General features: G+C 42.7%; 17 protein-coding genes and 2 pseudogenes. 15 read left to right on the forward strand and 4 right to left on the reverse strand.

Going from position 1 to position 24,134, the window contains the following annotated elements; all coding sequences use genetic code 11:
• The first annotated feature begins 38 nt into the window (after positions 1-38).
• From OCU77_RS24375 to OCU77_RS24395, 5 genes and pseudogenes are all read left to right on the forward strand, one after another.
• The gene (locus OCU77_RS24375) at positions 39-1,292 is read left to right on the forward strand and encodes a DUF6361 family protein (RefSeq protein WP_048899398.1); all 1,254 of its coding nucleotides are present in this window, start codon (positions 39-41) and stop codon (positions 1,290-1,292) included.
• On the forward strand, positions 1,276-3,099 hold the full coding sequence (locus OCU77_RS24380; protein WP_048899332.1) for a phospholipase D family protein: 1,824 nt from the start codon (positions 1,276-1,278) through the stop codon (positions 3,097-3,099). The genes OCU77_RS24375 and OCU77_RS24380 overlap by 17 nt, the downstream gene beginning before the upstream one ends.
• Before the next feature lie 37 nt (positions 3,100-3,136).
• Positions 3,137-6,379, forward strand: coding sequence for a DEAD/DEAH box helicase (locus OCU77_RS24385; RefSeq protein ID WP_107302931.1), 3,243 nt, complete (start codon positions 3,137-3,139; stop codon positions 6,377-6,379).
• 164 nt (positions 6,380-6,543) lie between these two features.
• Positions 6,544-6,702 (forward strand): methylation-associated defense system helix-turn-helix domain-containing protein MAD1, encoded by a 159-nt coding sequence (gene mads1, locus OCU77_RS24390; protein ID WP_239686006.1) that lies wholly within the window; start codon positions 6,544-6,546, stop codon positions 6,700-6,702.
• A 32-nt stretch (positions 6,703-6,734) separates the two neighbouring features.
• Positions 6,735-6,917, forward strand: a pseudogene (locus OCU77_RS24395) (winged helix-turn-helix domain-containing protein); the annotation flags it as partial.
• Between the two features lie 102 nt (positions 6,918-7,019).
• On the opposite strand, the pseudogene OCU77_RS24400 reads toward OCU77_RS24395, so the two are convergent.
• Positions 7,020-7,472 (reverse strand): annotated as a pseudogene (locus OCU77_RS24400) (WYL domain-containing protein); the annotation flags it as partial.
• 146 nt (positions 7,473-7,618) lie between these two features.
• Between OCU77_RS24400 and OCU77_RS24405 the strand changes: the two are divergent.
• The 5 genes from OCU77_RS24405 to OCU77_RS24425 all read left to right on the forward strand — a co-directional run bounded on the left by OCU77_RS24405 (position 7,619) and on the right by OCU77_RS24425 (position 13,787).
• Complete coding sequence (locus OCU77_RS24405) at positions 7,619-8,896, forward strand: hypothetical protein (protein ID WP_048899334.1); 1,278 nt, start codon at positions 7,619-7,621, stop codon at positions 8,894-8,896.
• The gene (locus tag OCU77_RS24410) at positions 8,886-9,455 is read left to right on the forward strand and encodes a condensin complex protein MksE (protein WP_048899335.1); all 570 of its coding nucleotides are present in this window, start codon (positions 8,886-8,888) and stop codon (positions 9,453-9,455) included. The genes OCU77_RS24405 and OCU77_RS24410 overlap by 11 nt, the downstream gene beginning before the upstream one ends.
• Positions 9,449-12,241 carry a coiled-coil domain-containing protein gene (locus tag OCU77_RS24415; RefSeq protein ID WP_048899336.1) on the forward strand — a complete coding sequence of 931 codons (2,793 nt, stop codon included), beginning with the start codon at positions 9,449-9,451 and terminating at the stop codon, positions 12,239-12,241. The genes OCU77_RS24410 and OCU77_RS24415 overlap by 7 nt, the downstream gene beginning before the upstream one ends.
• Positions 12,238-13,125: a DUF7281 domain-containing protein gene (locus OCU77_RS24420; protein WP_048899337.1), complete on the forward strand. Its 888-nt coding sequence runs from the start codon at positions 12,238-12,240 to the stop codon at positions 13,123-13,125. The genes OCU77_RS24415 and OCU77_RS24420 overlap by 4 nt, the downstream gene beginning before the upstream one ends.
• A gap of 341 nt (positions 13,126-13,466) precedes the next feature.
• The gene (locus tag OCU77_RS24425) at positions 13,467-13,787 is read left to right on the forward strand and encodes a hypothetical protein (protein WP_107302932.1); all 321 of its coding nucleotides are present in this window, start codon (positions 13,467-13,469) and stop codon (positions 13,785-13,787) included.
• Positions 13,788-14,107: 320 nt separating this feature from the next.
• Here OCU77_RS24425 and OCU77_RS25250 read toward each other — a convergent pair whose 3' ends face one another.
• Positions 14,108-14,233: a YadA-like family protein gene (locus OCU77_RS25250; RefSeq protein ID WP_160314720.1), complete on the reverse strand. Its 126-nt coding sequence runs from the start codon at positions 14,231-14,233 to the stop codon at positions 14,108-14,110.
• Between the two features lie 393 nt (positions 14,234-14,626).
• Here OCU77_RS25250 and OCU77_RS24430 point away from each other — a divergent pair, with 393 nt between their 5' ends.
• Together OCU77_RS24430 and OCU77_RS24435 are read left to right on the forward strand one after the other, a co-directional pair.
• Positions 14,627-16,546, forward strand: a complete 1,920-nt coding sequence (locus OCU77_RS24430; protein ID WP_048899338.1) for an amidohydrolase — start codon at positions 14,627-14,629, stop codon at positions 16,544-16,546.
• A 313-nt stretch (positions 16,547-16,859) separates the two neighbouring features.
• Positions 16,860-18,158 (forward strand): methyl-accepting chemotaxis protein, encoded by a 1,299-nt coding sequence (locus OCU77_RS24435; protein ID WP_048899339.1) that lies wholly within the window; start codon positions 16,860-16,862, stop codon positions 18,156-18,158.
• Between the two features lie 111 nt (positions 18,159-18,269).
• Here the strand turns inward: OCU77_RS24435 and dcuC are convergent, their stop codons facing one another.
• Positions 18,270-19,664 (reverse strand): C4-dicarboxylate transporter DcuC, encoded by a 1,395-nt coding sequence (gene dcuC, locus OCU77_RS24440; RefSeq protein ID WP_048899340.1) that lies wholly within the window; start codon positions 19,662-19,664, stop codon positions 18,270-18,272.
• Positions 19,665-20,061: 397 nt separating this feature from the next.
• A complete protein-coding gene (locus OCU77_RS24445) occupies positions 20,062-21,111 on the reverse strand; it encodes an ElyC/SanA/YdcF family protein (protein ID WP_048899341.1) in 1,050 nt (349 codons plus the stop codon).
• A gap of 175 nt (positions 21,112-21,286) precedes the next feature.
• On the opposite strand from OCU77_RS24445, the gene OCU77_RS24450 reads away from it, so the two are divergent.
• The 3 genes from OCU77_RS24450 to OCU77_RS24460 all read left to right on the forward strand — a co-directional run bounded on the left by OCU77_RS24450 (position 21,287) and on the right by OCU77_RS24460 (position 23,972).
• Positions 21,287-21,679: a VOC family protein gene (locus OCU77_RS24450; protein ID WP_048899342.1), complete on the forward strand. Its 393-nt coding sequence runs from the start codon at positions 21,287-21,289 to the stop codon at positions 21,677-21,679.
• 287 nt (positions 21,680-21,966) lie between these two features.
• On the forward strand, positions 21,967-23,586 hold the full coding sequence (gene eptA, locus OCU77_RS24455; RefSeq protein WP_048899343.1) for a phosphoethanolamine transferase EptA: 1,620 nt from the start codon (positions 21,967-21,969) through the stop codon (positions 23,584-23,586).
• 26 nt (positions 23,587-23,612) lie between these two features.
• Entirely contained in the window at positions 23,613-23,972 is a 360-nt protein-coding gene (locus OCU77_RS24460; protein WP_048899344.1) for a diacylglycerol kinase, read from the forward strand.
• Positions 23,973-24,134 lie beyond the last annotated feature (162 nt).

The following is a 24,134-nucleotide window of genomic DNA, read 5'->3' on the forward strand; positions in this document are numbered from 1 at the left end:
GATGATCTCTGAATTAATTAAGAATATGTGAGTGAGTAGTGAGCCGACAAAAAAGTCTAATTGGCTGGATAGATTTTTCATCTACAGAGCGAGAGCGTGTATCTCAAGTGTTATCCATGTTACAAGAGAAAGGTACACTTGATGAGTTGGGTATAGGACAAATCAGGGATGCCTTTGCCGATCAGCTTTTTCCGGGTTTTTCTACTATCCAAACCCGCGCTAAGTACTTTGTCACTATCCCATATATCTTTCACGACTACCGTAAGTTAGATCCCTATGAGAGGCCCCCTCTTGCTGAATACATTAGCCAGCAAGAAGATAAATTAGCTAGGTGCTTAGTCGAAAACCATCGACATGATATGCCTGATGGGATCATTGGAAAAGAAAGCCTAGAGAAAGGAGTGGCTCGGAAGCCTTCTTCCGTCTACTGGAATGGACTGCGCCAGTTATCTATCGCTAAAACAGAACTGTCGTTAAGAGAGTTTGTTAATCAGTACCAAGAGCTAGCAAACAATAAGACCGAAGCCCATGTTGATGACGATGGGCAGCATTCTGATATCGCTCAACTGATGACGAAACCCGATGGTTACTGTGAATCTTGGTTAAACCAAGTGTCAATAAAACTTACACGTAAAGAAGCTGATTACCTCAAAAATAAACTACAGCTATCGAGTAAGATTGAACATAGTGTCCCCGCTCAGTTATTCAAGCACAACCTTGTTGGTGAAGCTTTGCAAGTGGGTGATATGGATGTCCATAATGGTTGGAAGGCAGAAGCCCTTTATGAAAATTTAAAAGACTCTCCTATTTCCGAACAAACGAAAACATGTTTTGAAAACGCGCTGGAATTTAGTTTTGTTCTTGAAGGCGCGCATATTCGTTACAACATCCTCATAGCCCAACGTGCCAAAAATATCGAACAGATTGAACAGTGGAATGAAGAGTTTGATGTTTGGTTGAATCAAGCTCATAAACAGCCGACGAGCTTTGAACAGCAGAGCATCGATAACTGGTATGAGTTTGCTTTCGGACCACATAAAAGCGCAAACAATCGTACACGTCAGTTTATCGAAAACTGGTGTAGCTTGATTCGCGAGAATGCCCCTGTAGATAAGTTGGATGCATGTGTTAAGCAGCAAGCGATAGCAAATAAAGGGGCAAGGTGTTTGCTGAAAAAAGCCCTCAGTGAAAATCAAAAGTGGGTTGGAATGCGCAAACTGGAGTTTCGTTGGCCTTCTGCCAGAGTCATTTTACAAGATATCCAGGAGGGGCTAGATGTTAGTGCCGGATAAAAATCGCTTAGATTATGGCGAACAGCTTATTGCTCCCGAGGGTTATGAGCTTACTCATGCTATCGCCACGACGTATAGCTTGGATCTAAATACCTTGTTGACGGTGCCAATTGCCATGTGTTTTGGCCATACCTTAGAAGGCTCGGTTGAACACATGAGAATAGCGCTGTTGGAAGCGTTAGGAATGCTGGGAGATAAACTCACAGTATTCTACCAACAAGGCAATATTAAGTTGCCAGATAAGTACAACAGCTTATTTGGCTTGTTGGAAAGCAGTCTTATTCCAGTAGTTCCAAACGCAGGAGAGTCGAATTCGGAGTTTTCGTCGTTTCACCCGAAATTGTGGTTACTGCGATTCGAAAGTCCAGATGAAACTCAAAATGTAAAATACCGCTTGATAGTGCTGTCACGTAACTTAACGTTTGATCGCAGCTGGGACCTTAGCGCCGTAATTAATGGAGAATCAAGAGGGAAGCGAAAGCCAGCCAATCGTCAGTTGATTGACTTTTTTGATGAGCTTTACCGCGGATCATCAACGCTTTCATTTGATGAAGTGATTGATCCAGAAGAGCTAATTAGGGTGCATTGGGATAAACCAGATAACATCACTGAACTTGGTTTTCTCTCTACTGTTTTTGATGATGGCAATAAACGACAGCATCCAATTCGTTTAGAGCATGGTAATCAAGCCATGCTTGCCGTATCACCTTTTATTCGAGGAGGCGGCAAAGTCGGGGCTTTAGACTGGCTTAGTACCTTTGCTCCTGATGACCAACGTTACTTATTTAGCCGTAAAGAAGAGCTTGATATGGCGGGCGAGAAAGCGTTGGACGGTTGGTACTGTTACGCACTTAACGAACCCCTCGTCGATGCGGAAGAAAATGAGGAAATGGACCAGTCCCCATTTGTAGAAAATGACCTCAATTTGCATGCAAAGTTATTAGTTGTTGACGAGAATGATTCCACTACCAGCTGGCACCTTGGTTCTGCGAATACAACTCAAGCAGCGATGGGAGATGAAACCAAGAACCCGAGAAATAGTGAGTTCATGCTTCGTTTAACGGGCTCTAAAGATCACATTGGTGTTCATTCACTGATCAAGCAATGGGTTAATGAGCGTGGTACAGGCTTATTCACAAAACATGAGTTCAGCGAACTAGAACAAATTGAAGAAGAAGACTCTGAGCGAGTCCTCCGTCTACTAGAGTTCAGTCTAATTAAGGCCGATTGGAAACTTGAAGTTGATGCGAACGGTGATGATGAATATCAGTTGACCTTAAACGGCACTCAGGTTGATATCCCGGCGAATTTTGAGGTTAAGGTTTCTACGTTGAGCGCGTCTCAGCCTCGTCCATTATCTCGTGAAGTTATCTGGGACGGTCTTAACCCCTCCCAAATTAGTGCGCTCATCCACTTCGAAATATCTGAAAAGGATTCAGTGGTTAAAAATTTAGTCGTTCAAGCTGAAATAATATTTAACTGTAAATTGGACCGTGGGAAGGCAATAACCAATGAACTGCTCGAGAATCGCTCGCAGTTTATGAGTTATATCGCGATGCTGTTACATATCGACCCAAGTAAGCAAGATTTGATGAACAATACGGGCAAGGGAGGCGGTGAGGGGGCTGGTGGCGTGTTCTTCACCAAAGATAGTGTGATCTACGAAAAATTGATGCGAGCGGCTGCGTTAAGTCCGGATTTGTTAGAAAGAATTGATCGTTTACAGGCGCAAGTCGATGAAAATATCATTCCAGATGAATTTAAGACGTTATGGGGCGTCTTCTCGTCATTTGTACCATCTAAATAGTACTTCAAAAACGTCGAAATAATAAGATAACTAGATAATGACACAAGCAATCCTAGAGCAACTAAACGGTGTATTAGCTGGCCTTAAAGACTTTCAAAAGGCAACGGTAGATCTCGTTATAGATAAGTATCAAACACCCGAACACAGCCACAGAATACTGGTTGCTGATGAGGTGGGGTTAGGAAAAACTATCGTCGCGAAAGGTGCCATCGCTCAATTACTGAAAAGACATGTAGGGTCCAATACGACTAAACCGATGCGTGTCATCTATATCTGCTCCAACCTTGCATTGGCAGATGAGAATCGCCAAAAGCTGGCGCTTTTTAATGGCGAAGATGCAAAGCGATGGGTGAAACCTTCAACATTTGGGCGCTTGGTTGAACTGGCTCTAAAGCCGAAAAAATCTGAAATAAACGATGAGCACATCATTGAAGTTTGTACGTTAACCCCTTCGACTTCTTTTACGTTGACTGCTGGATCGGGTAACTGCCGAGAAAGAGCGATCTTAGCGGTTTTACTGTCTCAAACGACGAATTTATGTGAAGTTGTGGAACCAATTCGTCAGCTATTCAAAACCAATCAGATTACCAAAGAGGGCCGATGGGAAGATGAATTGAGGTATCTGGATCTATATTTTGATACAGATCCGTTAGTCGTATCTCAGCTTGAAAGCGGCTTGAGCAAGCCTTGTGAATCTAATGTGTTAAGAGAACACTTTTCATCGCTTCATGAGGCAGCGCTCTACCTAGCTAATTGTTGGAACAATGACTCAGGCGAAACTGATAAGACTAGCCACCTATTTTACCATTTTAGAGTGGAAATTCGTCGACTGGTGGCGCGCTGTTGTGCTGGAAGCTTGCAAGCAGACTTGTTCATCCTAGACGAGTTCCAACGCTTTCAGTCTTTAACAGATCAAAGCTCCGATTCCGAAGAATCGTTAATTGCTAGGCAGGTATTTAGTGATAAGGGCAAAGCCAAAAAAGCAAAATCCAAAGTACTTTTGTTGTCGGCAACGCCTTTTAAAGCGATGACGACAATTAACGATGAGGACGATGAAAGCAGTCATCATGAACAATTGCATAAGTTACTCGATTTTCTATCACACAATGATGTGGACTTTGTCTCTCAATACGAACTGAAGCGTAATCTGCTTCATGGGGATATGTTAACCCTGTCGTCCGGCAATGCAGATTTTGAGTCTATTAGCGATGCCAATGCTCGCTCTGTCGAAAAGTTACTGCGAGAATATATTGCCAGAACTGAGCGCAGCCAAATTAGCAAAGGCTTTGAGCAGCTTATTCATTCCAATGAACTATGTTGTGGTTCTGATTTTAGTGTTGAAGAAGTCCAAGGTTACCGTGCGATCGAAGCGTTAAACGCAGTGCTGCCTAAGGGGCGTGGAGGTGTCTCTCTTATCGAGTTCGCTAAGTCAGCACCTTGGGCTATCTCTTTCCTAAATGGTTATGCTTTTAAGGAATTATACCACCGCAATATCAATAACCCTGATGTACGTAAGCTGCTAAGAAAGTCTAAAAGTAGCGAGCACACTCAGGCTTGGCTCTCTCATGCTAACATTCAAAATCATAGATTGAACGTTGAACAAAGTGCCCCGAATGCAAAGGTCAAAGCGCTAAGTAAAGTGATTTTCGAAGGTTCGCCGGAGAACTTGCTTTGGTCCCCTCCTTGCAAACCTTACTACCAATTTGACGGTGTATTTAAAGGGAATGAGTCTTTTACCAAGACGTTGCTATTTTCATCGTGGGCGCTTGTGCCAAAGGCATTAAGTTGCCTGTGGTCTTATGAGGCCGAACGTCGAGTAATAAAAGGGAAGGGTAAGAGGCCGCAATACCATAGTGATAAAAACTCTTCACCTTTACTTCGGTTTGAAGGCAAATCAACGCTCAACGTATGGCATTTACTTTATCCTTGTAAATCGCTAGTCGACGTGTCGTATTTGGGTGATAGCCTAGATGAGGTATTGGCTCAACAAACCACGTTGATTCAGAGCAAATTAGCTTGTTTAAAGCAATACGAAAGTGATGACAAGACAAATAGCGATTGGTATGTACTCGCTCCTATGCTGCTGGATCGGCAAGCTGGCGAGGTTGAGCATTTCGAACAATGGATACAGCAGATAGATTCGCGTTTGAGCCAAGAAGGCCGTACTAAGCATTTTGCCAAAATTAAACAGTATTTTGAGGGGAGTGAGTCATTCGCTTTAGGTAAAATGCCTGATGACTTAGCCAAAGTGCTGGCATATTCAAGCCTAGCTAATCCTGCTACCTGCGCGATGAGGACCATTCAAGCGCTATGGTCAGAAGACCTCTCTGAACTCGACTTGGTTAGTTACTCTGTTCAGTTTGCGGAGCTGACAATCAGACTGTTCAACCATGAATACGCAATTCCCATTGTGAAACGTAACGTTAAACACACTCTGCTATCTGGACAGACGGCTTCACCCGCTTGGTATAAGGTCTTGGTCTATTGCGCACATGGTAACTACCAATCAATGTTGGATGAATACTGTCACTTACTTGCGACATCAGGCAGTGATGTGTATGCAGCAACAAGTAAGCTAGAGCATGCCATGGGAATACGAAGTTCATCCGAGCAGGTTCACTTCTGGGAGAATAGAACAAAAGCAAAAGATAAATGTTCATCGTCGATGCGTTGTCATTTTGCTGTTCCGCTCGGCAATCAAAAACTCAATGATGATAGTGGCTTGAAACGAGTAGTGAGCGTACGTGACGCGTTTAACTCCCCATTCCGACCATTTGTGTTGAGTTCGACATCGATTGGTCAAGAAGGGCTCGATTTTCACTGGTATTGCCGTCGAGTGGTTCATTGGAACTTACCCAACAACCCTATCGATATTGAGCAACGAGAAGGGCGAGTGAACAGGTATAAGTCGCTTGTTGTTCGTCAACGCATAGCAGAAAACCACACTCCAGATTTTGGAAACAAAGCGGATGTTTGGGAGCAGCTATTCGCACAAGCAGCCAATGATGATGCGAATAAAACGAGTGACTTAGAGCCGTACTGGTTTACTCCTAATGGCAAGGCTCAAATTGAACGAATTGTGCCGACTTACCCAATGAGTAAGGAAGTTGCGAAATATGCTGAAGTGAAAAAAATACTGGTGCTCTATCGCTTAGCGTTTGGACAACCGAGACAGCAAGAACTCTTAGAAAACTTCACAGCTTGCGATATAGAAAGTGAAGAATTTAATCGAGTGAAGGACTCGTTGATCATCGACCTTGCCCCTTTGAATACTATTTGATTTACCCCTACCAGCGAAAGCTGGTGGGGATTTGTATTTTTTATATGCACTCAGTCTTGTATTGAGTTATCTCACATTGCCCACTCCCCAATTTTCCCATATTCTCTCACCATTAATTCTGATGAATAAAACCAACTGAGATAACACTCTGAATGGTAGACTAAATTTTAACCTTGAAAGAGGTGGCCGCTTACTTAAAGTTGGCCGAAAAAACAGCATATAGATTAGCAAGCGAAGGAAAGCTTCCTGGCTTCAAAGTCGGCGGTTCTTGGCGCTTCAAACGTGAAGATCTCGAAGTATGGATCGAAAAACAAAAAACGTAGGTGCTTAGATGCTCCCAAGTTATCAAGATTTAATGAAGCCAGTGTTAGAGGCTGCGAAAAATGAAGAAGTTAAGCTCAGCAACGTTGTAGATTTGCTAGCGGAGCAATTTAATCTGTCAGAAGACGAGAGAACGGAGCTGCTTCCTAGTGGCCGACAAGCGGCATTCACGAACCGAGTTGGATGGGCCAAAAACTATCTAGCGAAAGCTGGGCTTTTGGATTCCACAAGGCGTGGTCATTTCGTTATAACAGACTTGGGTAAAGAAGCTCTAAACAGTGGCGAAGAGATCAATAACCAATACCTTAAACGTTTTGATGACTTCAATGCCGTCTTTGAGCGATGTGTAGCTTATATCTACACGTTTGTTCTCTCGGATTGCTTGAATAAGTGGACGCAAGATTTGTGGCGAGATATTTCGTGTGACAGGGCGAACCATCGCAGTATTCTCAAACCCCATATCAAGCTCATTAAATGTGATGGTCATATCTTCACTTCTCGAAAGGATGTGTAAATATTCATCAGCATGACCGCTTGTCAACTGTGGGACAAAGCTATCACTGGGTTTGTAGCCTTTCAGTTGTTTATCATAAACAAGGTTTCCTGAAGCGATATCGGCTAGATAGGTGTTGATGTCTTTCGATGCTTGCTGTCTGCCAATACCAAAACTTTTAATCAAGTGGTTGGTCGTTAGTCGCCCTTCCCATAGTGCAATAATCTCAATCATTCTGTATCGAAAAAGTAGATCCCACCTAACGGGCCATTTACTCATAGTTTGAATCCTGTCTAATTATGCTACGTGTATAAGTACACAGCATTTACCTGTCGTCAACGGCGATATATTTTGTCGGCAGTAATGAATAGTCAACCAGCAGTGCATTTTGTTCTTTCTATTAGATACGCATTAAGTAGGTTTCAATGGCCGCACCTAAAAGTCTCACTTTTCAGTTACATCAACATTGGGAGGTGGTTGAGCACTTAACTCGGCTCTCGCGAGAGTTTCCAGCGTTTGAGCTGAGAGTACTTGAACAGGTGATCAATCAGTTCAAAAACAAGAACACGGACAGTAATACTGTTCTCACTAGTCTTGTTAATGTAGACATATTGCAGCCTATGGATCGAAGTAACGACTATCAGCTGAATACGCTAGTTATCGAATTTGTCAGAGGTTTGACCCAAGAGCATGAGTTAGGTCTATCAGCGGTACTTAAAGCACGAGTTGATGCAATTAAACATGCCACCAGTCAAGTGTTAGAAGGGCTTGACGGAGCGGACAATGATTTACTTCGCGTTGGCGCGAACAGGCTGTCAGAGCTTGTAAGAAAGATTACCCAACAGCTGACACAAGACAAACAAGCAATCTTAGAAATAGCAGAGTTGGCGAAGTCGGCGGACACCAGTGTCCCAATTCAACGTCGCTACCGTGAAGTGTTAGAAGTATACGATCAGTATGTTGAGCCCATGAACGAAATGATGGATAGCGGCCTTGGTGGCAGTTTCTACCCCTTATTAGAAAAGGCGGAAGAAGCACTCGATTCTGCTGTTGATATTCTTTCCATGCGTGGTTCTTTGTATCAACAAAGGTTGGCAATGCGCCAGATAGCTTATCAAGTCAAAGATCTGCGATACCAAGGACGAATCATAGCTCAGCAATGCGCCGATACCTTGTTGCCGTTAAGAGAGGAAGCCAGACAGCATAACCAGCTTTCAGCGGTGATTAGCAAGCAGCTTAGCTTAGTTCGTAAAAAGGGATTAGTGCGAGGGCTGAATGCCAACGGTTTACCAATGTGGAAAAGTAGCCGCGTCATCAAAACTCAATTGGGTAACGAGGTGCGTGAGTTGATGGCAGAATTCATGGACTTCGAACCTAGCTCTATTCCATTCCCGGATGAAGAGGAAATGCCAGAGAGTCCAATGATCGACTGGGTTGATGAAGAGCTTTTACGACAACAACTTATTGACGCATTACCAGTAGAGAACCTCATGACATGGCTCAGAGGAAACTATCCGTACCTACCGGATGCCGAGCTATTGCGGCTTTATCACGAGCTTGTCCGTGATCCTCAGTGGCAAAGCACATTAGGGGAGAATTCAAATACCACAGCGCTGAACACAGTTGCCGTAAGTTACCACCCTCATGAAATAAAGACGTTGACTCGCTTAACAAATCCAAAGGATGTTGATAATGCAAACTAGCAAAATCTATTTAAATGAGCTGGCTCATCTGACAGAGCTATTTAACTTCTTTAGCTCCGGGCGACATCTTAATCGCTCGGCAGACGCAGTACTTTGGCATGAACTAGAACAACAAGCAGAGCAGTATCAGCACCTATTTGCCAAGTTAGGTTTTGAGTTGCGTATTGATGGACGAGGGTTTGCTTGGTTTCATGATGACGATGCTAATCCGAACATCAATAAACAATCACGTCAGTTAGCGCTATTGCTGATGGTGATATTTGACCATCAAGCTGATCGCGGCCGATCTCTTGGTCAGTTTTATCAATGGATGATTGATAATACCTTGCTAGATGAGGTTTACGAAAAGCATCAAGAGCTTTTGGATACAGAAGAGCTCGACCAAGATGCATTAGCAAAGATACTCGACAACGCAGTGCGAAAAGGTTTTGCCGTTCAAGAAAGCAATCATTGGCGTTTGCTGCCTTCGGTATATCGCTACCTAGACCATTTCGAAGCTATTACTGAACAAACATCTGGCAGCAATGCGTCAGCTTATGAGGAAGATGAATCATGCTAAGTTACGGTTTTCAACGTTTAGCGTTAATTGGCAGTGCTGGGTACCAGCGAGCAGAGCTTCCTCTTGATGACTCTGTGTCATTAATCGCGCCAAATAACCATGGTAAAACAAGCCTAATAAACGCACTTCAATTTCTACTCATCATTGATCAAAGAAGGATGGATTTCGGTTCTCATACGCTGGAGAAGGCGCGCCGTTTTTACTTTCCTAACAACAGCGCTTACATCTTGCTCGAAGTCATCCTACCGCAAACTGGTACCGTGGTGTTTGGCTGTGTTGGTAAAGGAGTAGGTTATGACTACGAGTACTTCGCTTATAAAGGTGAGTTGAACCTAGATGATTTCCGTCTGGATGACGGCAACACCGTAACTCAACCAAAGCTAGTCAACCACTTAGCAACAAAAAAACATCGAGTCTATAAATTCAATGATAAAGAGTTTAGACACTCGATTTATGGCGGTGCAAAAAGTAAGAAGACCAGCGATATCGACTTTACGGTATTCAAACTTGAACACGTAAGTGACGCTCGCTCGTTCCAGCAAGTCCTCACTAAAACGCTTAGACTCGACAAGTTAAACTCCAGTGATGTCAAAGACTACTTGCTGAAGATATTTAGTCGAGAGCTACCCAATGCTAGTATCGATTTTAAGCAGGAATGGGAAAAAGCATTTCAAGATATTAACCTAGAGCGTGAGCAGTACCTCGCAGCAGTCAATAATCTGGATACAATTCAAGATCTCGAACAAAAGTTTGAGCGTACTTTGTCGCTACGAGGAAAGATCGCTGCATGTCAGCCTAAGGTGAATGAATTGCTGCAGGATTGGCATGGTTATGTTCGAAGAATGACCGAGAGCTTATCAGCACAACAAGAGAAGCTTGAGCAAACGCAAAGTGAACTGCGAGGTCAAGATATTACCCGTGCAGGTAATCGCACAGACTTAACTAATAAACTAGAAGAGTTAAACCTTATCGAGAAGCAGCAACAAGAGCTGGAAGAGCGGTTTACTTTGATCCCGGATCAATCGTTTTTGGTGAGTCAATTGAAAACTGCAGAGCAAAACTATGACGTTCAGGCTGCTTTGTGTATTCAATCACAACGGTCCTCTTCTGCCTCGATTAGCAAACAGTTGAAAGAGAAAAAAGATCAGCTGCAAAGGTTGCACTCTCAGCGTCAAACTTTGGGTGACAATTTATACCTTCATCTTTCTAAAGTGCTTAATGTAGATGAATTAGAAAAGCTGAACAAAGTACTTAGCCAACAAGTGATGCAATTGCCACCTTCGCAGTATTCATTTGACATCAATCAGCTTCGACACATGCTCAATGGTGAATCGCCTGAGCAACTTTCGCTTTCAGGTTTAAAACTCTCCCTTGATGAGCTTGTGCATCAGCATGTTCAAAAAACAGAGCAGGAGTTGATGGAGGAAATAGGCGATGTAAATAAGCAAGTAACGGAATTAAAACAACTGCTTGAGGCAAGTAGAGAAAGTGAGGCTGCTGAGAGAAAGAAGAACGAATTAAATCAAGCAGTAAAACAGTGTGAGCAATACTTGAGGGACTACGAGCAGCTGCAACAATTAACTAAAGGTCAGGCCCAGAGAAACGAGCAAAGACTGACGTTTGAGAGTCAGCTGGTAACGATTAATACTGAGCTTGATAACGCGGATAAGAAGCATAGAGAACTCACGCAGAAAATCGGTGAGATTGCGGACAAGTTAAGTCAGCTGTCTACGGACGATAGCAAGGTTGAAAAGCTAAAGAATCAAAGAATAGATGACCAAGCGCTGTTTACTGTTTTATCTGACCAACCACACACACCATGGCTGCTTACGGATGAGTGGTCTTTGGAGTACCTACCTGTTCGTATCGAACAGTACATCGAAGATTGCAAAGACCTCGATAAGTTGTCCAAAGAATTGCGTCAAATGAAAAACGACTTGAGTCAAAAAGGCCTCACTAAGTTCCAGGTGGCTCAAAGTCAGGATGAAGAGTTAAAAGGCATCATTCAATTCAGTCATTGTTTAGATAATGAGAAGAAAGCGCTGGAAAGACGTGCCCGCTCGGCAGTGGTCAACGTCACCGCGAGTCTAAGAGAACTGCGCAGTGGCTTTTACACTTTGCAAAGTAAGATGAAGGAATTCAACCGATTAATCAGTCACAGGCAGTTATCGGATCTTAAAACATTTAAAATTGAACCAGTTGAGGAGAGCCAGCTTGTAGATGCGATGAATGTACTGATACAGCAAGCAGAGCAAACAGAAAGTGGACAGAGCTTCGAGCTATTCGATCAAGCCAGCATTCTCGATGATGTTGAGCTAGATAGGGCTAAAAACTTGCTGATAGAAGAAGGCAACGCTCGCCAAGGTCTAAGAGTGGCAGACTTGTTCAGGCTTGAGTTTGTCGTCGCAAAGCATAGGCAGCAACCAGAGTCATTTGAAGATATTGATAGTGCGGCTTCTAACGGAACAGTCTTGATGGCCAAGCTTGTGACCGGCCTAGCGATGCTTCATCTAATGCAAGATAAACGTCATAAAATGAAAGCAGTATGTTATTTGGATGAGGCGTTGGCCCTGGACACAAAGAACCAAACTAATTTGATAGAGATTGCTGATCAATTTGGTTTTGCACTAATTTTTGCATCACCTGCGCCGTTAACCACGGCACGTTATTGTGTGCCTATCCACCAGGCAAATGGTAAGAACCACATCAGCAAAAATAGCTGGCAGATTTTCGAACCAATTAAGAGTCAAGAACTGTCGCAACCACAAGTAGAGCCATCACTATGAGCCAGGTATTGGTTAAAGCACTAACGCGACTAATCGAGGTATACCCTGATTCCATCGCTGGAAGTACATTGACGCCATCTCAGAAGAAGCAGCTTGAAGAGTTCAGCCGCAAAACTCAGAGTGTACAAGTTACCCCTAAAGGCCGTGGCGTTGTCTACGGAATCCTAGATATCGATGTCGTTAAAGTCACACTGGAGCAGTTGGCACCAAATCAAAACTTGTCTTCATCTGTTCCGCAACGAGCGGTAAACATAGCCTCCACACGCAGTAGTAAGCAAGGGTATGCAGGTCACGATGTTACCTACGTTCTAGCTAAAACAGCTGCTAATCCGCGATGGGAAGTTTCTGGAGGAGTACTAACTGAACACTTAAATGTAGCGACAGATGAGTTTGGCGTTTTTTCCCTTGAAGTGGGTGGAGAAAGAAATAGGGATCTTAACACTCATCATTCTATTTGGCTGGTGGAAAACCAAGCATTGTTTGACCGCCTAGATTGGTTACCCAATAACGAACCCACTACCGTTATTTGGTACAGAGGGCATCTACACAACAAACTGATCGAATGGCTATCGGTGCCTAAAAGGGCACCGATAGTCTATTTTTTCTCTGATTATGATGGAGTAGGACTGAATAACTACCGCCGCCTTAAAGATAAGTTAGAAGAAAGAACTGAGTTTTGGATGATGCCGAATTGGAAAGAACTATTGGTGCGTTATGGACAAAATCAGCTTTGGAATGATACTGCTCGTGAATTTAAATCTTTCGAGAGAAACAGCCAAAGACTTTTAGAACTTTCTTCAGCGTTACGAGAGCTTGTGACAGAAATGAAGAAACAAGGTTCAGCTTTGGAGCAAGAGGCCGTTTGGTTGGAAATTGTGAAATGATGGATCCTAGTTTCACTTCACTTAGGATCTAAAGCTTCCGAAATTTAGACTGGAGTTTTAGCATATTTTTTAAGGGAGCAGAGACTCTCAATTTGAAGATTAACGGCTATATCGCTACACGAGTTTTTTGATGGTTTATATGCTCCTATTTGTTAGGAAGGTATGCGTGTATGCGTTATAAAAATAGCTAAGTAGCTTGGAATAATGCTCCCTGACACTAAATGGCAAGTTTGTGCTGAGATTGATGATTATGATTTGTTTCTGACTTAAGACGTCTCTTTATCTAAGCGATGAAGATGACAGTAACTGAAGCCAAATATGAGCTCTAATTGGAGATCGATATGAAACTAATTAAAACACTTTCTTTAGCTTTGATAGTGCTAGCTACAAATGCTTATGCAATCACCGATGCTAGTAAGGTCGGTGCGAATGCCGGTGCGATGGTTTATTGTTATGACCATGTCGCGAGCTCAGATCAACGCTCTAAATATCAAGTCCTTAAGCTTCAGTCTTATGAGCAATATAAAGATCTACCTTCAAATGAACGTGCGCGAGCACTACTGATGAAGAAGGCTGCAGAAGACGGTGACTACCTTGGCGATCGTTTAGATAAGCGTCGATGTGATAGCCTTCGAAAGATGCTTTATATTCAATATAACTAATAGGGAAGGGAGAGAGCTTGATGTTACTAAATTAAGCCTTTTGCCTCTAACAGGTCTAGTTGCATAGCAGCTAGGCCCTTTTATTGCGATGAACACTGAACTTGTATTCTACCTATTTGGGTCAAACGTTCTCGGCTATTGAAGTTATTTGGGACTTTGCTCCGCTGTCACAATCAATGTTTGTATGATCTGTTAAGCATTTTCTGTTATTACCCGAAGCTAGCAAAACGGGTATTAAGTGGAGACTAACCCACTTAATTAACACTTTGACTTGGGTGGCACCTTTTACTGTAGTGCCAAACAGCAATCTTCAAATCAGATTAGAAGCTGTAGCCAACACCAGCGCCAACTACCATATTTTTTTGAGAGAACTTACCTTGTGCGTAAGCCATAGAGCCTTTAACAGAGATGCCGTTTTCAAAGCTGTTAGAAGCGCCGATTGCGATAGCTGAAAGGCTTAAATTTACCGCCTATAAGTAAGACTGGCACTTACTTGTTTCTAAGCAACTCCGTAACTAGAATTTTTCTATTGTGATGATCTTAATACTTTATTGTATTTGCTGAAATTAATAGTAGGGTCATTACGAATGAAACTTAGTGTTAATTGTGCTGCAACCGTAATGAATCACTGCGCTATTACTACCCCAACTGATTACCTTAGCCAAACCTTTGGTGAAAAACTACTAGCACCAAAATTTCCCGCATGCTTGTCACAAAAACAATAGCCTTCCTGAATGTAAGCTGAAATACAGGATGATTCAACTTTGAATTATTTGTTTGATGTTGAATTATATATTGGTGAGTTCTAATAATCTGTATTGATATCTAACGAGGTCAAAATGAATAAACGACTAGACCTATCAGTAAGCGATAATGTGCTTGAGTCGCCACAACGTCGTCACTTTTTCAGAGCAAGCGCAGGTGCTGCTGCCGCAGCTGCAATGGTAACGCCTATTGCTAAAGCAGTCGCTTCTGGAACGACGCAGAGGACACAAACAGGGATTAATGGCAAAACCGTGTTGTACGTTAATGGGAAGATTTACCAAGGTGGTAAAGATAGCCAAGCTTGGAATGAAGCTTTTGCAGTAACGGGTGATCGTTTTTCAAAAGTTGGTACAACGGATGAAATTCTTAAGTTGCGTACACCTGATACTTTAGTCGTTGATCTCCGTGGCCATACTGTTTTGCCTGGATTAATTGATGATCACATGCATCCAGAAATGGCGGTAGAAAATCAATTCAATGTGAATGTTGATGAATTGTCTACTACTTGGGATGGGTTTAAGGCCTTGGTTAAAAAGGAAATGCGCGATAATCCACATAAGGAGTGGGTCTTCGGTGGCAATCTAGATTATCTATGGGACGATGGTAGTAACATCCTTATGTTTGGGCAGCCTTCGCATAAGAAAATTCTTGATGAGTTGATCCCTGATAAACCTGCGTTCTTCTGGGAATGCTCTGGCCATGCAGCACTCGTTAACTCTAAGGCACTTGAGGTCTGCGGAATAACGAAAGATACGCCCGATCCTAAAGGTGGTCATTTTGTAAGAGATGAGAATGGTGAGCCCACAGGTGTATTACGTGAACTTGCCGCAAACGTTGCTTGGGAAAAGTGGATTGAAACCTTACCGTCTGTGCAAGAACTAGGTGACAAGCAGCTAAAACCTATCTTTAGTTACATTAATAGCTTTGGTATTACCTCGGTAAGCGAAGTGTGGTCACGTGAGAAATATGGCCGCGCTTACAAGTATCTTGATGACAAAGATGATCTCACTGTCCGCCTCGCTGTGTACATTACCGCAGAGGTCGATTTTGTTACCGAAAAAATGAAAAAGACAGCCTTTGATTACATCTATAACCACAAGGACTACAACGGTAAACAAGTGAAGATACTTGGTGTTAAGTATATTCTTGATGGTGCTGCGGCTGGTCAAACAGCTGTTGTGGTTGAGCCCTATGAGAGGACTAATGGCTACCATGGTCCGTGGCGTAACACGCCTGAGCAGTTTAAAGAGGGGCTTGCCCGATACGATGCGATGGGGCTATGTGTTTATGCACACTGCGCGGGAGATGGAGCAGCCCGTCTTGTATTAGATTCTGTTGAAGAATTGCGTAAGCAACCAGGTAATAATGCTAAGCAGCTAAAACACCGTGTTGCCCACGTTGCTATGGTTCACCCTGATGATGTAGACCGCTTTGCAAAGCTTGGTGTGCATGCCGAGTTTTCGCCTGTTTTTTGGTATGACATGGCGGCTATTCGTATTGTCGAACAAGACATTGGTACGCATCGTGTGCATAAATACATGTACCCAATGAAGCCTATTGTAGATAGTGGCGCTTCTGTTTCTATCGGTACAGACTGGACGGTGACCCCCGTTAATCCTTGGTTCGCAATAGAAACAGCGGTAACACGCCGTGGTGTAGGCTTGAAAGAAGGCCCAACAATGAATGCTGAAGAACATGCTGTGCCACTTGAAACAGCGGTTTGGATGTACACACAAGCTAACGCAGACAGCCAGCAGCGAGGCGAAGAGATTGGCTCCATTACAGCAGGCAAGTACGCTGATTTTGCGGTTATTGATCAAAATATCTTTGATGTGCCGATTACTGATGTCCATAAAACTAAAGTACTCAGTACTGTGCTTGGTGGGCGTGATGTTTACTTGAGTTCACGAGTAGAAGATATTCTTGAGCTTGGTAATTTGACTGGTGATTATGAGAATAATATGACGTTTTCATCTCTTGGTCGTAATTTCTAAGAAGCCTCCTTTCTGTCATTTGTTAATAAAGCTGCCAACATAATGCTGGTGGCTTTATTGCATTCGTATCTTCTATTGTTTGCTGCCAAGCTCTTCATGTTTAGCTTCTGTCATTATTTTTTGAATACCATTCATTAATAAGATGTATTGTTACGAATAAGGATTGAGCCTTGAGCGCATAGTTTTTGTGATGAAGCTAAAAAAGGTTATCAATTCTGAGCGGTTGTCATTTAATATGTTCGCGAGAGGTATTTTTGATGGTAGCTTTATACCGTCTATTGTGCGTAAACAGAGAATAATAAGAGACAATCCGATGTTTAGTAGAAAGTTAAAGCAGCAGTTAGCCGCTGTGCAGAGTGAGAATACGCAGCTTCAATCGATTGTAAGCTCGATTCAATCGGAAATGGCAACTATCGAATTTGATCTTGAAGGACGAATCCTAGGTGCCAATCCACATTTTTTAGATATTGTTGGTTATTCATTATCTGACGTTGTAGGTAAACACCACAGCGCAATGTGTTTTAAAGCCTTTGCTGACAGTGCCGAATATCGTCAATTTTGGCAGAATTTAAAAGCAGGCAGGGCAACGCACGGTACGTTTGAGCGCAAGAACAAGCAGGGTGAGGCGATTTGGCTTGAAGCGACCTATTTTCCGATTAAGCAAGATGGCGCGGTCGTGAAGGTTATGAAAATTGCTTCAGACGTAACTGAAGTTAAAAACGAGTCAATTGCTCAGCAGAATGTATTAGCGGCACTAAACCGTTCTCAAGCGACGATTGAATTTGACCCAACAGGCATCATTTTAACCGCGAACCAAAACTTTTTGAGTACTGTTGGCTATTCATTGGAGCAAATTCGAGGCCAGCATCACCGTATGTTCTGCGATGAGGCTTTCTATTCTGATAACCCAACGTTTTGGCAAGATCTTGCGAAAGGCCATTTTAAGTCAGGACAGTTCTTACGAAAGAACAGCTATGGCGATAATGTATGGCTAGAAGCGACTTATAACCCGATTTTGGATGCGTCAGGCAATGTGGTTAAGGTGATTAAGTTTGCATCGAATATCACAGAGCAGATCAAAAAGAGCGAAGCGGTCGCTCAGGCGGCGGATGTTGCGTATAGCACCTCGGTTGAAACGGCTCAGATTGCCAAGCAAGGTTCAGAATTATTGACGGATTCTGTTGAAGTGTCTGCCAAAATATCAGAACAAGTTGAAAGCACTTCAGAGCAATTGCAATTGTTGAATACTAAGTCGCAGAACATTGAAGCGATTGTATCAACAATTAAGGAAATAGCCGATCAAACCAACTTACTTGCACTGAATGCTGCGATTGAAGCTGCACGCGCGGGTGAGCAAGGTCGCGGCTTTGCCGTGGTGGCCGATGAGGTTCGACAACTAGCATCGCGCACCAGCCAATCAACCAGTGAAATCGCGGCTGTTGTGGCAGAAAATAGAACCTTAACGGATCGTGTAACAACGAGTATGCGTGAAGTGGCAACGATCAGTAACGAAGGCATGAATAAGATTGCTGAAGTATCGACGGTGATGGATGAGATCTACACTGGTGCTGAGAATGTATCGCAGACAGTAATGAGCTTGTCTGAAAGCTAACGGTCGTTTGAATTATAAGCTAGAAATAGCAAAGCCAGAGTATGACTCTGGCTTTGTTGTATTTACCTGTATGCTAGAAGCCTAGCGTTTAGATATCTAGCGTTAGGCCACTTAGAAGCTGGTAATACTGATAAATACTGAGATTAATATCCCGCCCAGCATAGGAACCGCGGTACGTTTGGCAAGTTCAAACGGTGATACTTCGGCCACGCCAGCGATAGCCACCATATTGGGCGCAATCGGTGAAATATTACGGCTCATCCCCGCCACAAATTGCATTGGTAGCAGCATGACAACAGGAGCAATGCCCATTTTTGCTGCAATATCAGGTACTAAGTTAGCAAATGAGAAGAATGCGGCGTTACCTGATCCCATCAAGATGGCCGATACCATGATGATGCCAACCATGACAATGGTCATGAGTACAGGGCCAAACCCTGCAGTTTCTGCAGCATTAACAATCACATCAATCGCCCCTATGGTTTTTAAGCCTTGAGCAAAAGTTTGACCCGCGACAATGAAGGTAACCACGTTGGCAAATTGACGACCCATGCCATCGAAGAAGATTTGAATAGAATCAATCACTTTCTTCGCATTGCCTCGGCGGAAGTACTCGAAGAAGAGCGTGATAACGATAGACACAAACATAGCGGTTGTAACGTCCATCTTAATGCTGCTGATCATTAACTTACTGAAAGTGAAGATCAGTACCAGTGGGATCACGGGTAAAATCGCATAGATGGTAGGTGCTAGTGGCTGACCATCTTCACCTGTCGTTGAATGACTATCATCCGTTTGATCGGCAAGGTGACGGTGTTCACTGGCAATATGGCCAGCTTTAACATCGAAATACTTCTGAATAACCACATGCAATAGGGCGATAGTGATTAAAGCTGCGGCAGCAACAACAAGTTGATATTGCACAACATAATCAACAACGTCGATCCCAATAATTTCAGCTGCAAAGTTAACGTTACCTTGGCCCGGTCCCATTTCGACTGCAACCGCTGTAGCGATCGGTGCACAGGCAGATAAGCGGCTTAGACCGACACTGCGCATGAGCGGGTATAGGGTAACCATTAACAAGACACCAAGACCTGATGCGCTGGTAATGAAGATAGAAAGGAACTCACCAATGATGAAACACATCGCCATGAAAAAGTAAGGCATATGCTTAATACGAGCAAGTGGGCGAGTGAGTACACGAACGAGTGCCTCAGAGGCACCAATTTCATGCATGTAAAACGCAAAGCCTGCAATGGCCATGATTTTTAAGCCAAGCCCTGCACTCTGGGTTGAAAAGGTGTTTTTAATAAATTGGAAAACATCCAGCCATTGTGAGCCTGTTGTCGCACTTTCTGGTAGCGGTAGATCTTGGCCAATTAACATTGCAGCAATCATTAAAACAATGCCGCCAGCCATGAGTATTGCTTGCGCTTTATATCCCTTGAGTACAAACATAGTGACAAAGCCTGTCACTATCAATGCAATGATTATTGATAACATAGGTTCCCTTAAATGACATCACAGCAAAACAGCACGATATTCTTAGTTGGTGAGTGTCTAGTAGTTGTTAATAAATATATAAATAATGACAGTGGGATCTTATATTGCTCAGTGGGGAATTTTTGTGATGTATATGCTGTCTTTGTTGTTGGGTTTTTATGCAAGGTTTTTTATGCTTACCGCTTTAACTTATTGATCTTTAATGGATTAAATTGATAACTGTGAATCTATGATTTAACAAAGTAAGTTTTCGAAAATAATAATATAAAAAGAGGAATATAAAACGAAGCAGACTTCCTTAATCAATATTGCTGAGTTTTATCGAATCGTTATTAATATGTGTTTTTCTTATGTTTGTTTTGCTTTATATGTGGCGCCTTCTATTTAAAGATTATGGTTAAGCCAGCGTTATTTGCTTGGTGCAAAATGCAGGGAGACCAAAACTGCGTAAGGCGTCGATATAGCAATCTAATCGCACTTTTCCTTCAGGGCTATGGTGCGGGCTTAAGCCATCATTAGCTGCAAAGTGATCAAAGTGAATTAAACGAGGTAGTGTATGAGCTTGTTGCTTTTTGAATTGCTGATGAAGCTGTGTTGCCGCAAAAATGATCTCACAGCGATGGACATGAATAGAAGCACTGACTAAGTAGGCGTGTTCAATGTTTTGGTGTTGAAGTTGCGCTAGTGTGAAGGCGGCATTATCGAGAGTATTGGTTGCCTTATATTCTAAAGTTATACGATCCGCAGCGACTTGGTTTGCAATCAACCATTGCTGCATTGCAACAGCTTCAGTTACACCACCTTGCGCGAGCCCACCAGTGACAAAGATGCGTTGCTCTGGCGATGCGTTGATAACGGTTAAGGCTGCCTTCAAGCGTTCGAGAAGCATTGGTGGGATGGTGCCATCATCGTTTAATTTGTTACCCAGAATGATAATAGCCTTATGTTGTGGCTCAGTATCTTCGAGGCAAGATGAAGCTGGGCATACCATCTTGGTACCAACCCTCTGAGAAGGCGCGGTTTGTACATAGTTAATTGGCTTCGCCAATATGTGTTCTATGGTCTGCAGTAGTTGCTTAACTTGTCGTGCCTCGGGTGGAGATATCTGGCTTAAATAAGCTAGGTGATCATCGACACGTTTATGTTCTGATAAATAGTGATACCAAACAATGAGGTAACAGAGAGAAACAATGCGCTTGTCTTTTTGCGGCGTTTGCGTAAAGCAATCGTAGTAAATAGCCAGTGCTTGCTCGCTGTCACCTTGGAATGAATACATATTTGCAAGGGTCAACCTGAGATCAGTTTGTTTGGGATTTAAATCAATCGCCTGCTCAAGGTAATAGCGAACAGCATCAAGGTTCGAGCCCACCGTTTGATTACAAGCATAGTGGGTACGATTTGGTGAACGATAGGCAAGAAAAGCGGATTCGATGAGTTGCTTGATCATTGCAAGTGTTGTCCATAACGCAAGATAAAAGTCTTTGCTATTTACAATGCAATATTTCGGTTTCAAATACCATCATGCATTTAGCGCAGTTTAACTTAGGGCAGTTTAAGGTAGAGCCGTCTAAGCTATGAATAGTCACAATAATGTCTATGTGATGTATAGCAAGGAGAAGGTGATGAATAACGTTTTTCAACAGCAGGGTGCTTTTAGTTGGTCTGAGCTCATCGTTGATGATCCTGAAAAAGCCGTAAAATTTTATCAAGCCGTGATCGGTTGGGAAGTTGAAGCGATGGAAATGCCACAAGGGGTTTACCATGTCGTTAAAGCTGGCGGTGAACCTGTTGGCGGGATTATGGCAAAACCGGCAGGCGCAGAGGAAATGCCTGACTACTGGGGCTGCTATATTACAGTTAAAGATGTGGATGAAACGGTTGCGAAAGCTGAAGCGGCAGGAGGAAAGGCGGTATACCCTGCAATGGATGTACCTGGGGTTGGAAGAATGTGTGCATTCTTTGATGTTAATGGTGCAATTATTTCGGTAATCACTTATGAGCAAAAAGAGTGCTAATCGTTATGCGTAACCTTGAGGGGAGTATGTAATATGCCTTTCGATTATGTCATACAATAGATGTGGATAAATAACGTACACTTTGAATCTCGTAAAACCTGCTTACATTATTTTGCGCCACTTATGGAATATGAGTGGCGACTTAAGGTTATGAATTTACTTATAAAATAGACTTCATCCTTTTCGCGTAGTAACAATTATTTTTTACTTTTTTTGGGATGACGTGCATAATCTGGAAGAATTTTTGACCAGTTTCTTAGAGAAACGAAAATACTGGCGCTATACGAATGAAAATCCGCTTAAATAGCATTTTATACACACTGCTCATCGCTTTATTTTTTACCATATTCCAAAATATTGCCCTTTGGGAACGCTTAGATATTATCTTTGATTCGTTACCAGATGCGTCAATGGGATTTAAGCTGTCTTTGCCTTTCTTTATCCTTGCGATAATGAATGTGGTATTCACGTTATTCACATGGCCGTACCTTCACCGCGCAGTGATTGGTGTGATCATTATTATTTCGTCAATGGCAACGTTTGGCATGCACCAGTACGGTGTTGTGTTGGACTATGACATGATAGTTAATGTGATTGAAACGGATACCAATGAAGCGACCAGCTACATGTCAACATCGGTTGTATTGTGGTTTGTATCATTAGCGGTTATTCCTCTTTTAATTATGAGCCGTATTAACGTTCAGTTTAATGGCGTAGTTAAAGAAGTGGTTTTCAAAGCGCTAAGTATTGTTGGTTCAGTTGTTGTGGTTGCTCTGATTGCCTCTATGTACTACAAAGATTACGCATCGCTGATTCGTAATAATGTGCAAATTAAATCAATGCTAAACCCAACGAACTACATCACAGCGACATTCCGCGTGGCTAAGAACCGTTTGTATGAAGCGAATATGCCGTTTGTACAGATTGGTACTGATGCGGTGAACCTTAATGCCGACAGCGAGCAGAAAAATGTGCTGGTTGTGGTTGTGGGTGAAACAGCACGTGCAATGAACTCGTCATTCAATGGCTATGAAAAAGAGACTAACGAATACCTGGCTAAGCAAGAAGGCGTGATTAACTTCCCGAACATTAGCTCGTGTGGTACTGCAACGGCAGTTTCTTTACCGTGTATGTTCTCTAACATGACGAAATCCGGTTACAGTGCGTCGACGGCACGTCGTCAAGAAGGTCTGCTAGACATACTTGATCATGCGGGCCTTGATGTACTTTGGAAGAATAATAACAGTGGTTGTAAAGGTGCGTGTGACCGTGTGACCTATGTTGATTCTAGCCAGTCAAAGAGTGAAGAACTTTGTACTTGGGGAACCTGTTTTGATGGTGTTCTACTAGAAAACTTAAATGAAAACATTGCTGCGATTAAAAAAGATGGTGTGATTGTATTGCACTTACTTGGCAGCCATGGCCCAACGTATTACAAACGCTACCCTGATGAATTTAAGAAGTTCACACCAACCTGTGATACCGCTGAGATCCAGAAGTGTTCACAAGAAGAGTTAGTGAATACTTACGATAATACTCTGTTATATACAGATTACTTGTTGAGTGAAGTGATCAATACATTGAAAGCACAAGACGATAATATTAATACCGCTATGCTTTATGTGTCTGATCACGGTGAATCATTAGGTGAAAACGGTATCTACTTACATGGTTTACCGTACGCGATTGCCCCTGACTACCAAACCCATGTGCCTATGGTGACTTGGATGTCAGATAACTTCACCAAGAACCACAAGCTAAACACTGAGTGTCTTCAGGAGATGGCGAAGGGTAAGTATTCGCATGACAACTTCTTCCATTCCATTTTGGGTCTGATGAATGTTGAAACCAGCGAATACAAACCTGCTCTAGACATGTTTGCAACATGTTCAAACACAGCTTCTTAATTTAGATTTATTATAGGAATATCTACATGAAACCTGGTGCTACTGGTATTAAACGCGTGATTGACGCGACGGGTTACTCTATTAAAGGCCTGAAAGCGGCTTGGCAACACGAAGCAGCTTTTCGTCAAGAAATCATACTGATGGTGTTGATGACGGCTGTAACCTTTTTCTTACCTGTCACTAAATTAGAGCAAGTCGTTATGATTGGCTCATTATTTATTGTGGTGATTGTTGAGCTACTTAACTCAGCGGTTGAAGCGGTTGTTGACCGTATTGGCTCTGAATATCATGAGCTAAGTGGCCGTGCGAAAGATATTGGTTCAGCGGCTGTGTTTGTTGCACTGGCATTAGTAACGGTAACTTGGGGCTTGATCCTGTTTACCTAACCGTTCGATGCGCTAAACTAATTTGCGGTTATAAAAAATCCCTAGCTTTTGGCTAGGGATTTTTTTATCTCTAAATTACATGTACATCAATCGCTTGATGCTACTCAATTCTGCTACGGCACGCTTTTTTAACGAAAAAATCTTATATCAATCTAACTAAGT

It is taken from the genome of Photobacterium swingsii, assembly GCF_024346715.1.
GTDB lineage: Bacteria > Pseudomonadota > Gammaproteobacteria > Enterobacterales > Vibrionaceae > Photobacterium > Photobacterium swingsii.